The 14,038-nt window shown below is 64.1% G+C and carries 15 protein-coding genes; 7 read left to right on the top strand and 8 right to left on the bottom strand.

Annotated elements, in window-relative coordinates:
- Positions 1-2: 2 nt before the first annotated feature.
- Entirely contained in the window at positions 3-1,238 is a 1,236-nt protein-coding gene (gene rlmN, locus EN949_RS24880; protein ID WP_027162882.1) for a 23S rRNA (adenine(2503)-C(2))-methyltransferase RlmN, read from the bottom strand.
- A 379-nt stretch (positions 1,239-1,617) separates the two neighbouring features.
- Here rlmN and EN949_RS24875 point away from each other — a divergent pair, with 379 nt between their 5' ends.
- Complete coding sequence (locus EN949_RS24875) at positions 1,618-2,967, top strand: chloride channel protein (RefSeq protein WP_063169552.1); 1,350 nt, start codon at positions 1,618-1,620, stop codon at positions 2,965-2,967.
- A gap of 55 nt (positions 2,968-3,022) precedes the next feature.
- Here the strand turns inward: EN949_RS24875 and EN949_RS24870 are convergent, their stop codons facing one another.
- The 3 genes from EN949_RS24870 to EN949_RS24860 all read right to left on the bottom strand — a co-directional run bounded on the left by EN949_RS24870 (position 3,023) and on the right by EN949_RS24860 (position 4,579).
- Positions 3,023-3,526, bottom strand: coding sequence for an invasion associated locus B family protein (locus EN949_RS24870; RefSeq protein ID WP_013528815.1), 504 nt, complete (start codon positions 3,524-3,526; stop codon positions 3,023-3,025).
- A gap of 270 nt (positions 3,527-3,796) precedes the next feature.
- A complete protein-coding gene (locus EN949_RS24865; RefSeq protein WP_013528816.1) occupies positions 3,797-4,159 on the bottom strand; it encodes a YkvA family protein in 363 nt (120 codons plus the stop codon).
- Between the two features lie 123 nt (positions 4,160-4,282).
- Complete coding sequence (locus EN949_RS24860; protein WP_063169551.1) at positions 4,283-4,579, bottom strand: 4a-hydroxytetrahydrobiopterin dehydratase; 297 nt, start codon at positions 4,577-4,579, stop codon at positions 4,283-4,285.
- Positions 4,580-4,629: 50 nt separating this feature from the next.
- Between EN949_RS24860 and EN949_RS24855 the strand changes: the two genes are divergently transcribed.
- A complete protein-coding gene (locus tag EN949_RS24855; protein ID WP_013528818.1) occupies positions 4,630-5,148 on the top strand; it encodes a low molecular weight protein-tyrosine-phosphatase in 519 nt (172 codons plus the stop codon).
- Here the strand turns inward: EN949_RS24855 and thpR are convergent.
- Together thpR and EN949_RS24845 are read right to left on the bottom strand one after the other, a co-directional pair.
- On the bottom strand, positions 5,052-5,648 hold the full coding sequence (gene thpR / locus EN949_RS24850) for an RNA 2',3'-cyclic phosphodiesterase (protein WP_013528819.1): 597 nt from the start codon (positions 5,646-5,648) through the stop codon (positions 5,052-5,054). The two genes, EN949_RS24855 and thpR, sit on opposite strands and share 97 nt — an antisense overlap.
- Positions 5,649-5,773: 125 nt before the next feature.
- Positions 5,774-6,418 carry an arylesterase gene (locus tag EN949_RS24845; RefSeq protein WP_013528820.1) on the bottom strand — a complete coding sequence of 215 codons (645 nt, stop codon included), beginning with the start codon at positions 6,416-6,418 and terminating at the stop codon, positions 5,774-5,776.
- A gap of 88 nt (positions 6,419-6,506) precedes the next feature.
- Between EN949_RS24845 and EN949_RS24840 the strand changes: the two genes are divergently transcribed.
- The 4 genes from EN949_RS24840 (at position 6,507) to EN949_RS24825 (ending at position 11,439) form a co-directional block, all read left to right on the top strand.
- Entirely contained in the window at positions 6,507-7,202 is a 696-nt protein-coding gene (locus EN949_RS24840; RefSeq protein ID WP_024504015.1) for an ABC transporter ATP-binding protein, read from the top strand.
- Positions 7,202-9,751 (top strand): ABC transporter permease, encoded by a 2,550-nt coding sequence (locus EN949_RS24835; protein WP_127371388.1) that lies wholly within the window; start codon positions 7,202-7,204, stop codon positions 9,749-9,751. The genes EN949_RS24840 and EN949_RS24835 overlap by 1 nt, the downstream gene beginning before the upstream one ends.
- Before the next feature lie 227 nt (positions 9,752-9,978).
- Entirely contained in the window at positions 9,979-10,758 is a 780-nt protein-coding gene (locus EN949_RS24830) for a Bax inhibitor-1/YccA family protein (RefSeq protein ID WP_013528823.1), read from the top strand.
- A gap of 108 nt (positions 10,759-10,866) precedes the next feature.
- Positions 10,867-11,439, top strand: coding sequence for a GNAT family N-acetyltransferase (locus tag EN949_RS24825; protein WP_063169546.1), 573 nt, complete (start codon positions 10,867-10,869; stop codon positions 11,437-11,439).
- 132 nt (positions 11,440-11,571) lie between these two features.
- Here EN949_RS24825 and EN949_RS24820 read toward each other — a convergent pair whose 3' ends face one another.
- Together EN949_RS24820 and EN949_RS24815 are read right to left on the bottom strand one after the other, a co-directional pair.
- Positions 11,572-11,955 carry a DUF2794 domain-containing protein gene (locus tag EN949_RS24820; RefSeq protein WP_013528825.1) on the bottom strand — a complete coding sequence of 128 codons (384 nt, stop codon included), beginning with the start codon at positions 11,953-11,955 and terminating at the stop codon, positions 11,572-11,574.
- Positions 11,956-12,384: 429 nt separating this feature from the next.
- Positions 12,385-13,170, bottom strand: coding sequence for a thioredoxin family protein (locus EN949_RS24815; protein ID WP_013528826.1), 786 nt, complete (start codon positions 13,168-13,170; stop codon positions 12,385-12,387).
- Between the two features lie 172 nt (positions 13,171-13,342).
- Between EN949_RS24815 and EN949_RS24810 the strand changes: the two genes are divergently transcribed.
- A complete protein-coding gene (locus EN949_RS24810) occupies positions 13,343-14,014 on the top strand; it encodes a ceramidase domain-containing protein (RefSeq protein WP_127371535.1) in 672 nt (223 codons plus the stop codon).
- The last annotated feature ends 24 nt before the right edge of the window (positions 14,015-14,038 follow it).

Raw genomic sequence — 14,038 nt, 5'->3', positions numbered from 1 at the left:
GTTCACGCCTCGCCGTGCCCCGCTATCATCATCGCTTCCAGAGCCAGCCGGTCGACCTTGCGCATGCGCTCGGAGTCGGATTTGAGCTGGCCGCAGGCGGCGAGGATGTCGCGGCCGCGCGGCGTGCGGATCGGCGAGGCATAGCCGGCATTGTTGATGTAGTCGGCGAATTTCTCGATCGTTTCCCAGTCCGAGCACTGGTAATTGGTGCCCGGCCACGGGTTGAACGGGATCAGGTTGATCTTGGCCGGAATGCCCTTGAGCAGCTTGATCAGTCCCTTGGCGTCCTCGATGGAATCGTTGACGTCCTTCAGCATCACATATTCGAAGGTGATGCGCTTGGCGTTCGACAGGCCGGGATAGGCGCGGCAGGCGGCGATCAGTTCCTTCAGCGGATACTTCTTGTTGATCGGCACAAGCAAGTCGCGCAGATCGTCATTGGTGGCATGCAGCGAGATTGCCAGCATGACGCCGATTTCCTCGCCGGTGCGGAAGATTTCCGGCACGACGCCGGAGGTCGACAGCGTGATGCGCCGCTTCGACAGGGACAGGCCGTCACCGTCGGAAGCGATCAGCAGCGCCTTCTTCACCGCTTCGAAATTGTAAAGCGGCTCGCCCATGCCCATCATGACGATATTGGACACTTTGCGGCCTTCGGCCGGCACGATGGCGCCGTCGGGCGTGTCGCGGTCAGGGAAATCGCCGAGCCGGTCGCGGGCGGTGAGCAGCTGGGCGAGGATCTCCTCGGCCGTCAGATTGCGCACCAGCTTCTGCGTGCCGGTGTGGCAGAACGAGCAGGTCAGCGTGCAGCCCACCTGCGAGGAGATGCACAGCGTGCCGCGACCCTCTTCGGGAATGTAGACGGTTTCGATCTCGACAGGCCGGCCGGCGCCGCGCGGCGGAAAGCGGAACAGCCACTTTCGCGTGCCGTCGGCGGAAATCTGCTCCTCGACGATCTCGGGCCTGGCGACGGTGAAATGCTTGTCGAGCTCAGCACGCAGATCCTTGGAGATGTTGAACATGCCGGCGAAATCGGAGACGCCGCGCACATACATCCAGTGCCACAGCTGCTGGGCGCGCATTTTCGCCTGGCGCTCGGGCACAGCGCCTGATGCAACCAGAGTCTCGGCGAGTTCGATCCGCGTCAGGCCGATCAGCGACTGCTTTTCGGGCTGTGCCGAGCGGGCACGCAACGCGTCGCGGGCGCTGTCAGTGGTGAGATCGAATGAAAGGGTCATGGTTGCACTGATATAAGCGGTTTGCGGCCGATTTCACGCATCGTGCCGGAAAGGAAGCGCGGCGCATAGCACAGGTTGAGGGCAGAGTCATGCTCAGCTAGCTTTACGATCTACGATCGCCTTGGAACGACGTCGGCACCGCCCCTCGTCATGGCGGGCATTTCTCTCCCGATAATGCCTGTCTTGCGGCGGCAGCGCGTTTGGCTGATGGCTTCCCCCACTCCGTCGAGCGTAGCTCGACGGAGTGGGGGTCGACCTTTCACCGAAGCGATGCTTCCGCCTGGCACTCAGGCGAGCGCCAACGACAGGTTTTTCCGGCGCTAGTTTAATAGACTGCCCAGCTGTGTTAGGCCGAAACATTCCCCGCTCGAGGACAGACATGGCCGGCACATCGCGAAAATATCCCATGCTGCGGCGTTCGCGCGCGATGTGGGGCTCACGGCGGGTCTGGCAGCCGCGCCTGGTGTTCTGGGCCGGCGCGCTTGGCATCGGTGTGATCAGCGTGCTGTTCGCGGTGCTGGCCGACAGGGCGCAGGAACTGTTTCAACTGATGACAGGAGATGCAGGCGGCTGGCGTTTCTATCTGCCGCTTGCCATTACGCCGTTGGGTTTCGTGCTGTGCGCCTGGCTTGCCCACACCTTCTTTCCCGGTTCGCAAGGCAGCGGCATTCCGCAGGCGATCGCCGCCCGCCATCTGCGTGACGACGAGGACCGCAGCCACATCCTGTCCCTCAAACTGGTGGCCGGCAAAATCATGCTCACCATCGTCGGCCTGTTCTGCGGCGCCTCGATCGGCCGCGAGGGTCCGACGGTGCAAGTCGGCGCGTCGCTGATGCTGCAGGCGGCACGCTGGGGCGGCATGGTGCAGGCCCGGGGTCTGATCCTGGCCGGGTCGGCCGCCGGGATTGCCGCCGCCTTCAACACGCCGCTGGCCGGCATCGTCTTCGCCATCGAGGAGATGGGCCGCACCTATGAGGCGCGAACCAACGGGCTGGTGCTGACGGCGGTGATCCTGGCCGGTCTCGCTTCGCTCGGGCTGCTCGGCAACTACACCTATTTTGGCGTCGCCAGGGACACCATCTCGTTTGCCGCCGAGTGGCCGCTGGTGATTGCCTGCGGCGTCATCGGCGGCGGGTTCGGCGCGCTGTTCTCGCTGCTGGCGTTGAAGGCGACGCGGCGGATCCGGCGCTGGAACACTGGGCAGCCTTTGCGGCGCGCCCTGATCGTGGCCGCAATCTGCGGGCTTGCGGTGGCGGTGATCGGCATTGCCTCGGGCGGGCTGACCTTCGGCACCGGTTACGTGCAGGCGCGGGGCGCCGTCGAAGGCACGCCGCTGCCGTGGTTCTTCTTCGCCGAAAAGTTCCTGGCGGGATTGCTGTCGATGATCTCGGGCATTCCGGGCGGTATCTTCGCGCCCTCGCTGGCTGTCGGCGCCGGCATCGGCAGTTCGCTCGGCCTCCTCTTTGGCGCGAGCACTGGGGTGGCGGCACTGCTCGGCATGGCCGGCTATTTCGCCGGTGTGGTGCAAGCGCCGATGACGGCCTTCGTCATCATCCTGGAGATGACCGGCAATCACGACAATGTCATCGCGCTGATGCTGGCCTCGATGCTGGGCTACGGCACGGCGCGCATGATCTCGCACGAGCCGCTCTATCACGCGCTATCGCGTGTCTTCATCGCCGAGGCGATCCGGCGCCGCCGGGCGGAGGCCGGGCCGGGGCAAGTATGAAAGAAAAAAGGCCGGACTTCGCGGCCCGGCCTTTCCCTCAAAAAAGTAGCTTTGCCTATTTACACTTGGCGATCGATGTCAGCGCCGCCGAAATGCCCTTCAGAGAGAAGACATAGGAGGTGGGATTGCCGCGGCCGGACTTCGCCGTCACCTTCATGTCGGTGCCGGTCTTCATGGCGGCGATCAGTACCGGCTCCTCGGCGGCATTCTCGACCCAGGCCGATTTGCCGCGCGTGAACATCGAAAACGTCTTCTTGTCGATGGTCACGGTGGCCTTGGAGCCTTCCTGGAAATTGTAGCCGGCAATGAATTGCGGCTCGTAGGACACTTGCTGGCCGGGCCGCTGGCTGACGAAGAAGAACATATCGCCATGGTCGAGCGTGGGCGGCTGCTTGTCGGTCGGCACGGTCAGGACATAGCAGACCTTGCCGCCCGATGCCTGGTAGCTGTAGGTGCCCCAGGCATTGTGCTGGCCGATCTTGGTCGCCGACTGCGCCAGTGCCGGCGCTGCCACGGCCACCAGGGCCAGACTCGAAACTATCGCAATCAATCCGCGCATCGCTTTTCCCGTATTCCAAATGGTGCGGAGGCAGGCCGGCTTGGCGTCCTGCCCGTCGCTTCATTTTGATTTAATCTGGGTTACCAAACGGTGAATTTCCGAAGAGAAAAGGACCCTCACCCCGAGGAAACCGCCACCATACCCGCGCCGCCGCCCTGCGAGCGGGTGGCGCGACATCCCTTTGGCGACTTGAAGGCCACGAAAGCGGCAAGAGTTTGACTTTTTACGCTGTCGCCGAAAGCCGGCTTCAACGGCGTTCCGCGCGCGTGTTCAGCCCTTCTCGGCCATGGCGTCCCTGGCGGCCTGCCGGTGCGCAGTGGTGATGTGGGCACTGACGGCGGTGATCGCGGCGGTGAGCACAGCGATGTCGTCGGTGAAGCCAAGCCCGAAGACGAAGTCGGGGATGACATCCACCGGCAGCACGAAATAGCCGAGCGCGGCCAGCAGAATGCCCTTGGCGCGCAGCGGCGTGTTCTTGTCCATGGCGCAATAATAGGCGGCCACGACCTCTTCCATGAAGGGGATCTGCCGCGCGGCCTTCTTGGCTGTGCGCCAGAATTTCTCGCGCACTTCGCTCTCGTCTGACGGCTTGCCGCCAAAGCCGAAGAAATCAAAACCGGATTGTTGCGCCATCAGTCTCTCCTTGCGGGGCTCATGCGCATCCGGCGCCTGCCCCGCGGGGGAAAATGTGGTGAAACCCGACCCCCGCTACAAGATGCCGGTGCCGATTTGGGCCTGCCGAGGCGATACCAGGCCTCAGGCGCCGGCAAAACGGTTCATTTTCGTGGCCAGATCGATATCGAGCGCAGTGACGCCGCCGGCGTCGTGGGTGTTCAGCGTCACGTCGACGGTCTTGTAGACATTCGACCAGTCGGGATGATGATCCATCGCCTCGGCGGCAAGCGCGACGCGGGTCATGAAGGCGAAAGCCTCGGAGAAATTCGCGAAGGTGAATGTGCGCTTGATGGAGGCGCCGTCTTCCGCCAGCGCCCAGCCGTCGAGGCCCGTCAATGCGGCTTCAGCGGCTTGCCTGCCCAGTTTCTCTCTCGCCATGTCCCTATCCTGTGCTATTCGAAAACGACCCTCACCATAGCGACGGATCGATGAGCGCGAAGCCTATAAATTCCATTCTCTTCGTCTGCCTCGGCAACATCTGCCGGTCGCCGCTGGCGGAAGGTGTCTTCCGCGCCGTTTGGGCCGAGCGCGGGTCGGCCCGGGATATCCTGCTCGATTCGGCGGGAACCAGTGACTGGGAGGCCGGCTCTGCCCCCGATCGACGCGCGATCGCGGTCGCCATGCGGCACGGCGTCGACATTTCCGGGCAGAGGGCGCGCAAGGTCACGCCGCAGGACCTCCACCGTTTCGACCTGATCCTTGGCATGGACCGGTCGAATGTCGCCGACCTGAAGGCGCTGGCGCCGGCGGCCGTGCAGGACCGCATCCATCTGTTCCTGGAATTCGCGCAGGGAAAGGCACGCGACGTGCCGGATCCTTATCATGACGAGGCAGAAGCCTTCGCTTCCGCCTATCGCATGATCCGCGAGGCGTCGGAGGCGCTGGCGACAAGGCTGGAGGCGCGGGCGTCCGTGCCTGACAGCGGCCAGGCTTCCTCGACGATGTAGGGTCCGCCGCCGACCGAATCGCGCGACGACATCAAAACGAAACGGCCGATGCGGAACGGCAGCGTCGAGAAATTGCCGCGCGCGGACAGATATTGGGCAACGTCCAGCGGGGTCGAATTGCGCAAGCGCGCCAGCGTCACATGCGGCATGAATTTGCGCGGGTCGGCCGGGATGCCGAGCCGCTGGCAGATGCGGTCGATCTCACCTTGAAGGGCGGCCAGATCGGGCGAGGCGGAAGCGCCCGCCCACACCGCATGCGGCTTCTTCTGGCCGAAAGCGCCGACGCCGGTCAGCGCCAGCGAGAAAGAAGGGCGGTGGACGCGGTCGAGCGCGTTGGCGATCTCGTCGGCGACATGGCCGGGAACATCGCCGATGAAGCGCAGCGTCAGATGGTAGTTTTCGACGTCGATCCAGCGGGCTCCCGGCAAGCCGCCCCGCAGCAGGGACAGCGAAAGGGCAGCGTCACGCGGAATTTCGAGGGCGGTGAAAAGACGCGGCATGAAGAGCCTCCCTTCCTCGAATCGAACTGTCACCCATAGCGAATCATCGATAGTCAAACGGAGCAAGAGGTTTGTTGGCCACAGTCCCTGTTAAAAGCTCGCCGGGCGGAAACAGTTCCAACCCGCTAGGAATCGCCCGGCACCGCCGCGATCACCTTCTCGACCGCGGGCAGGATGCGTTCGACCATCTGGTCGACGCCTCGTGCGCTCGGATGCAGGCCGTCCTCGAGCTGCATGCCGGGCTGGCCGGCGACGCCGTCGAGAAAGAACGGGTAGAGCGCGACGTCGTATTTCTTCGCCAGGTCCGGGAAAATGGCGTCGAAGGCGCTCTGGTAGTCGGGACCGAGATTGGGTGCGGCGCGCATGCCGGCCAGAAGCACGGCAATCTTGCGCTGCTTCAGCTTGCTCAGCATCTCGTCGAGGTTCTTTTTGGTGATGTCGGGCGAGACGCCACGCAGCATGTCGTTGGCGCCGAGTTCGAGAATGACCAGTTGCGTGCCGTCCGGCACCGACCAGTCAAGCCGCGCCAGGCCGCCGCTCGTCGTGTCGCCGGAGACGCCGGCATTGGCGACGGTCACATCATGGCCTTTGGCGCCAAGCGCTGCCTGCAGCCTGTCGGTAAAGCCCTGGTCGGGTCCAAGGCCATAGCCCGCCATCAGGCTGTCACCGAAGCCGACGATCTTGAACGGCTCGGCACGCGCCGACGACATGACGCCGCAAATGGCGAGGAAAACCACGAAGCCTGCGGCAATACTGCGTTTGAAAGACATGCGGCAGGCCCCATATGAGCTAGAAATTCTTCAGTCGACGGCTTCCGGCAAGCAGAGCCTTCATTCCCAGATATAGGACGATTTCATTTTGACAGAAGCCGTCATCGCGCTGAAAGATGTGTCCCTGACCCTTGGCGAGGGCGCTTCATCGGTCCATGTGCTGAAGGGGGTGAGCCTCGATGTGGCGACCGGCGAGGCGACCGGCATCGTCGGACCTTCGGGTTCCGGCAAGTCGACCTTGCTGATGGTCCTGGCAGGCCTGGAAAGGGTCGATTCGGGTACGGTCCGAATCGCCGGCGAGCTGCTCAACGGCAAAAGCGAGGACCAGATCGCTTCGTTTCGTGGCCGAAACATTGGCATCGTGTTCCAGTCCTTCCATCTCATTCCCAACATGACGGCGCTCGAAAATGTCGCGGTGCCGCTGGAACTGGCCGGCCATTCCGATCCGTTCGCGGTGGCGGCGCGCGAGCTGGCGGCGGTTGGCCTCAGCGACCGCGTCACCCACTATCCCGGCGAATTGTCGGGCGGCGAGCAGCAGCGCGTGGCGATCGCCCGCGCATTGGCGCCGTCGCCGCGCATCCTGATCGCCGACGAGCCGACCGGCAATCTCGACCAGGCGACCGGGCGGCAGGTCGCCGACCTCCTGTTTGCGAAGGCGGCCGAGCGCGGCATGACGCTGGTGCTGGTGACGCATGATCCGGCGCTCGCGGCACGCTGTTCGCGCCAGGTTTCGATGCGCTCGGGCCGGATCGAGGCACCGGCGCCGGTCAAGGTGACGGCCTGATGCCGCTGTCCCGGACGTTGAGGCTCGCTGTCCGCTTCTCGCTGCGCGAGATGCGCGGCGGCCTGTCCGGTTTCCTGATCTTCCTCGCCTGCATCGCGCTCGGCGTGGCGGCCATCGGCGGCGTCAACTCGGTGGCGCGTTCGATCACCGCCGGTGTCGCCAATCAGGGCCAGACGCTGCTTGGCGGCGATCTTCGCTTCCAGATCAACCAGCGTGACGCCAGCCAGGCGGAGCGCAGCTTCCTTGACGGGCTCGGCACGGTTTCGCGGACCGCCAGCATGCGTTCGATGGCGCGTCTCGCCGACGGATCCGACCAGGCGCTGGTCGAGGCCAAGGCGGTCGACCATGTCTATCCGCTCTATGGCACGCTGGAGACCGAGCCGGCGCTGTCGAAACAGGAACTGTTCGGCGAAGAGTTCGGCGTCTTCGGTGCGGCAGCGCCCGATCTTCTGTTCGAGCGGTTGCACGTCAAGCTTGGCGACCGGCTGAAGCTCGGCACCGCTACTTTCGAACTGCGCGCCAAGCTGGTCGCCGAACCGGATGCCGTGTCCGACGGCTTCGGCTTCGCGCCGAGGCTGATGATCTCGACCGAAGGGTTGGCGGCCACTGGACTGATCCAGCCGGGCATCCTGGTCGAGAATGCCTACAAAATCCGGCTGCCGGCGGACGCCGACGAGGCAAGGCTCAAGGCCATCCAGGATCAGGCCGCCACGGATTTTCCGGAAGCCGGCTGGTCGATCCGCACGCGCAGCAACGCGGCGCCCGCGCTGTCGTCCAACATCGAACGCTTCTCACAGTTCCTGACCCTGGTCGGGCTGACGGCGCTGGTGGTCGGCGGCGTCGGCGTCGCCAATGCGGTGCGCGCCTATCTCGACGGCAAGCGCGGCGTCATCGCCACCTTCAAGAGCCTGGGCGCTTCGGGCGGCTTCGTCTTTGCCGTCTATCTCGTGCAGATCCTGATCATAGCCGGATTGGGTATCGTGCTGGGCCTTGTGCTCGGCGCACTAATGCCCTTCGCGGCGAGCGCGGCCTTGCAATCCGTCATTCCGGTGCCGGCCGAAGGCGGCTTCTATCCCGGCGCGCTCGGCATGGCGGCGCTGTTCGGCCTGCTGGTGACGTTGGCTTTCGCGCTGCTGCCGCTCGGCCGCGCCCGCGACGTGCCGGCAACCGCGCTGTTTCGCGAAATGGGGCTGGAAGGCCGCGGCTTGCCGCGCCCCGCCTATGTCGCGGCGGCCATAGGCATCGCGCTGCTGCTTGCGGCGCTGGCCATTCTGTTCTCGGGCGACCAGCGCATCGCCTCGATCTTTGTCGGCGCTACCGTCTTCGCCTTCCTGGTGCTGCGCGCGGTCGGCGCACTGGTGCAATGGACGGCCAGGAAAAGCCCGCGCGTGCGCTTCGTGGCGCTCAGGCTCGCCATCGGCAACATCCATCGGCCAGGCGCCCTGACGCCATCGGTGGTGCTGTCCCTGGGGCTCGGGCTGACGCTATTGGTGACGCTGGCGCTGATCGACGGCAATCTCAGGCGACAGATCTCGGGCAGCCTGCCGGAACGGGCGCCGAACTTCTTCTTCGTCGACATCCAGAGCGCCGATGTCGCGTCCTTCTCGGCGCTGATCGGCAAGGAGGCGCCGCAGGGCGTGCTGGCCAAGGTGCCGATGCTGCGCGGCCGGGTGATGGCGCTGAACGGTGTCGACGTCGACAAGGTGAAGGTGCCGGCGGAAGGCGCCTGGGTGCTGAGGGGGGATCGCGGCCTGACCTATGACACCAGGCAGCCGGAGAACGCGACGCTGACCGAGGGCAGTTGGTGGCCCGAAAATTACAGCGGCGAACCGCTGGTTTCGTTTTCGGCGCAAGAAGGCAAGGAGATCGGGCTGAAGCTCGGCGACACCATCACCGTCAATGTGCTGGGCCGCAACGTCACGGCCAGGATCGCCAGTTTCCGCCAAGTCGAATGGGAGACGATGGGTATCAATTTCGTCATGGTCTTCTCGCCCAACACATTCGCGGGCGCCCCGCATGGCTGGATGGCGACGCTGACCGAAAAGAGTGCATCGACGGCCGACGACGCCCGCATCCTCAACGCCGTCACCCGCGCCTTCCCGGCGGTGACGACGGTGCGGGTCAAGGACGCGCTCGACGTCGTCAACCGGCTGGTCGGGCAGCTCGGCACGGCGATCCGGGCGGCCGCTGGCGTGGCGCTGATCGCTTCGGTGCTGGTGCTGGCCGGCGCGCTTGCAGCCGGCAACCGGGCGCGCATCCATGATGCGGTGGTGTTGAAGACGCTGGGCGCGACACGCACGACGCTGATATCGGCCTTCTCGCTCGAATATATGCTGATCGGGCTGGCCACCGCCATTTTCGCGCTGGCGGCGGGCAGCGCAGCCGCCTGGTTCGTCGTCGCGCGCATCATGACTCTGCCGTCGCATTTCATGCCGGAGGTGGCGGTGGCAACCATTCTGTTTTCGCTGGTGATCACGGTCGGCATTGGTCTCGCCGGCACCTGGCGGGTGCTCGGCCACAAGGCAGCACCGGTGCTGCGCAACCTGTGACGACAGGCCCGGAACGGGCACCCTGGATTAAATCTTGGTAAGAAAGCCGTCCGAAAAGCCGAGGAATCGGCGCTTCGCCCTCTCACGAACCGTTACATCCGGTTACGGTCTTGTTCTTGACGCGAATAACCATCATATTTCGCCACAGGCATGCTGGAGCCCTGCCAGCGGCGCCTGGGTCCGGAAGGACCTGACACCGGACGGGGCAGAAGCAATAGAGGACTACAATGGCTGATCCCATTCGCAACTACCAGACGCGCGCCGTGCCCGGCGTCGGCGTCGGTGCCGACATCGATCAGGGCCTGCGCGCCTACATGATCAAGGTTTACAATCTGATGGGGCTTGGCCTCCTCATCACCGGTCTTGCCGCTGTCGGCACGATCATGCTGGCCACCACCACCGATCCGGCTTCGGCTGTCGCGACGCTGCCGAGCGGCGAGATGCTGACGTCCTTCGGCTACGCGATCTTCGGCTCGCCGCTGCGCTGGGTGGTGATGCTGGCGCCGCTGGCCGCCGTGCTGTTCCTGTCGTTCCGCGTCCAGTCGATGAGCGTTTCGGCGGCGCAGACGACGTTCTGGGTCTATGCCGGTCTCGTCGGCCTGTCGCTGTCTTCGATCTTCCTGGTCTACACCACGGCCAGCATTTCACAGACCTTCTTCGCCACGGCCGCCGCCTTCGGTGCGCTGTCGCTGTTCGGCTACACCACCAAGCGCGACCTGACGGCAATGGGCTCGTTCCTGATCATGGGCGTGTTCGGCATCATCATCGCGTCGGTGATCAACATCTTCCTGCAGTCGTCGGCGCTGTCGTTTGCCGTGTCGGCGATCGGCGTGCTGGTCTTCGCGGGCCTCACCGCCTATGACACGCAGAAGATCAAGGAGATGTATTTCGAGGGCGACAGTTCGGACGTCGCCGGCCGCAAGGCGATCATGGGCGCGCTGACGCTCTATCTCGACTTCATCAACCTGTTCATGTTCCTGCTGCAGTTCATGGGCGACCGTCGCTAGTTCAGCATGCTGGACCATCGAGTTCCAAAAGGGCGGCCCAACGGCCGCCCTTTTCTTTTGTGCCGGGCTTTGCTGTTATCACGAGCAGAGAAATGGCACGCATAAATTATGAGCACTATTACGATTCGACCGGCGACAGCGGCCGACCTCGACAGCATCACCGGCATCTACGCCGACGCGGTCGCCCAAGGCACGGCGAGCTATGAGCTGGAGCCGCCGAGCCGCGCGGAGATGGGTGTTCGATTCGACAGCCTGATGGCCGGCGGCTTTCCCTACCTTGTGGCGGAGAAGGACGGCGCGGTTCTCGGCTACGCCTATGCCGGTGCCTTCCGGCCACGCCCGGCCTATCGCTTCATTGTCGAGGATTCGGTCTATGTCGCGCCCGAGGCCAAGGGCCAGGGCGTCGGGCTCAAGCTGATGCAAAGCCTGATCGAGGCGGTGACGACGGCGGGCTTTCGCCAGATCATCGCGGTGATCGGCGATGGCCGTCCCGACAGCGCCTCGGTGCGGCTGCACGAAAAGCTCGGCTTTCGCCATTCGGGCCGCCTGGAAGGCTCCGGCTACAAGCACGGGCGCTGGCTGGACACGGTGTTCATGCAGCTGTCGCTGAATGGCGGGGCATCGGCGCCGCCCGATCCGAGTTCGCTGCCGGAGCGGAAGTTTCGCCTTAGAGGGGACTGAAGAAGGAACTGAAGAATTGCGGAATTGAAGAACTGAAGAATAAAAAGAAGCGGCGGCAACAGATGACGCCGAGGCCTTTTCTTCAACTCATCAATTCTCCATTTCTTCAATTCCCCTGCTCTAATTCCCTGCTCAGGCTTCGACCAGCTTCAACTTGCTGTCGAACACACCGAGCACGCGGCCGAGTTCCTGGCCGCGTTTCAAGATGCGGCCGCCGGCGGCGATGACGGCAAAGGCGCCCTGCTTGCGGGCCAGTTTCGGATCCTTGACGATCTGGAACAGCGGCACTTCGCTGGTGCGGCGGAAGACGGAAAAGACAGCGCGGTCGGCGAGATGATCGATGGCGTAGTCGCGCCATTCATTGGCGGCGACCATGCGTCCGTAGAGCCTGAGGATCTGGTCCAGCTCGCGTCGGTCGAACCGCACCGGCTGATCGAGACGTTCGCGTCGCGCCTCGTGCAGCGGGATTATTGCGGATGCGTCCCCATCCCCCGTCCCGCCACTGTCATCGGTCATGCCTCGATCCTTCAAAATGAATCTTTGCCAACCAAAGTTGGCGTGTTCGCGACTGAATTGCAAGGCCCGGCGAACCGAGCCCCGCGCCGCGCCGTTTCCGTCACGTCCAGTCACTTTTATGAAACGCCGTGTTGGAATTGGTGATGTTCCGCCACATTTCTGCCTTTTTTTATCCGCGCTCATGCCCCAATGTCCGACGAATTTACCGGCGTTGCCTGAGACGGTTCGGTCCGGCACCGGCTCGTAAACCCCAAGCCCCCCGCCCACGGGTCTGCGTCGGATCGAACCAACCTCGGCTCTTCTTCGGAAGAACCGGGAGCGACGATCCCAAAACCTAAATGACCGGCGTCAGAAGCAAGCTGACGTCGGTTTTTTATTGGCTGGTGATAGGTGAGCCTTCGCGCTACCGCGGCAGGGATTTGAGCGCTCTCAAGGCTTGTGGATGAATGCGGCGCCGAGAATGGGACCGGGCATGCCGTCCTTGCCGACCGACTGCAGCAGCACGGCGCAGCCGCCCTTTTTGGCAATCTCGCTCATCGGCAGTTCGTAGCGCTGTGCCTTGCCATGCCACATGCCGGCGGTCTGGATGCCGGTGACGGCGTTCCAGTAGGTCATCTTGCGGCCGGTATTTTCGCCCTCGCCGACTTTGACCGTCTGCGGCGGGTCGAAATAGACGATGACGACATGGGCGTCGCTGGGGCCGTTGCCGGCATCGCCGGCGTCGATCATCACGCGATCGCTGGTGCGGCTGACCTTGACGGCGACGCGCATGCCTTCGCCGCTCTTGGCCATGCGGGCGAGCGCACCATCGACCTCGCCGCGGTTGGCGCCGTTGACATGGACGCGGCCGTTGATGACGGCCTGCGGCGTATAGACGGAGCGGCTGCCGAAGGCGCGCATATAGTCGTATTGCCGCTCGGTGTTCTCCTTGCGGCCGAGCGTGTCCTGCCAGCCGAGATAGTCCCAGTAGTCGACGTGATAGGCGAGCGCGACGATGTCTTCCTTGGCGGCAAGTTCGGAGAACAGAGTATCGGCCGGCGGGCAGGAACTGCAGCCCTGGCTGGTGAACAGCTCGACCACGCCCAATGGCTTTTCGATCTGGACCCGGTCGGTCTGGGCGCGATCGGATTCGCCGGCATGCCCGGCGCCGGCAGACGCCGAGAAGGCCAGCGCAAGAGCTGCCAGCCACAATGATTTTCGCGAGGCCATGGCCATTCCGATTCCCGCCGGTGATGCCGGCTTTATCTTGATTGCTGAAATATGTGGCAGAACCGGAAGTCAACGGGAAGTCACGTTGCGGTGAAATTTTGCCGTTGCAGCCGACCGCAACCGCGCAATAGGAAGGATCTGCGCTTCAGGATAGAAACCGATTCGGGCGGCAATCGCGATGTGGCAAACGTTTTTGGCGCCGGTCGACCTCTATTGCGAGCGGACCGGCCCGGAATTCTGGTCCGAACCGGTCAACGCCCTGACCAACTTCGCCTTCATCGCCGCCGGCCTGTGGGGCGTGCGCGAGGTGCGAAGGCTGGGCACCGGCGCCTTCGCCGAGGTGCTGGCCTGGTGGGTGGTGGCGATCGGCATCGGCTCGACGATCTTCCATACTTTTGCCACCAAGGGCACGGTCTGGGCCGACGTGCTGCCGATCGCCGGCTTCACGCTGGCCTACACGCTGTTCAATCTGCGTCGCTTCCTCGGCATGCGATGGGGCAAAGCCATCGCCATCTTCATCGCCTTCTATGCGATTGCCGGGGCGATAACCGTTGCCGTGCCGGACTGGCTGCGCCAGGCGTCGAACGGCACGACGGGCTATCTGCCGCCGTTCCTGGCGCTCGCCTTCTTCGGCGCGCTGGTGGCCGCCAGCGGCAATCGCGCCGGCTGGTACAATCTGGCCGGGTCGGCGATCTTCGTGGTGTCCGTCGTCTGCCGGATGATCGACCCGCTGGTCTGCGGCGGCTTCCCGCTCGGCACGCACTTCCTCTGGCACATCCTCAACGGGCTGATGCTGGGTGTGTTGTTGGCCGCCGCGGCGCGGTTTGGGGCGCCGAAAGTAAGGGAATAGGGGAATAGGGGAATAGGGGAATAG

It is taken from the genome of Mesorhizobium sp. M7A.F.Ca.US.007.01.2.1 (genome assembly GCF_003998165.1).
In the GTDB taxonomy this organism is placed as follows: domain Bacteria; phylum Pseudomonadota; class Alphaproteobacteria; order Rhizobiales; family Rhizobiaceae; genus Mesorhizobium; species Mesorhizobium ciceri.
The sequence above is the reverse complement of the archived record's forward strand: the minus strand, read 5'-3'. Positions and strand labels throughout refer to the sequence as shown.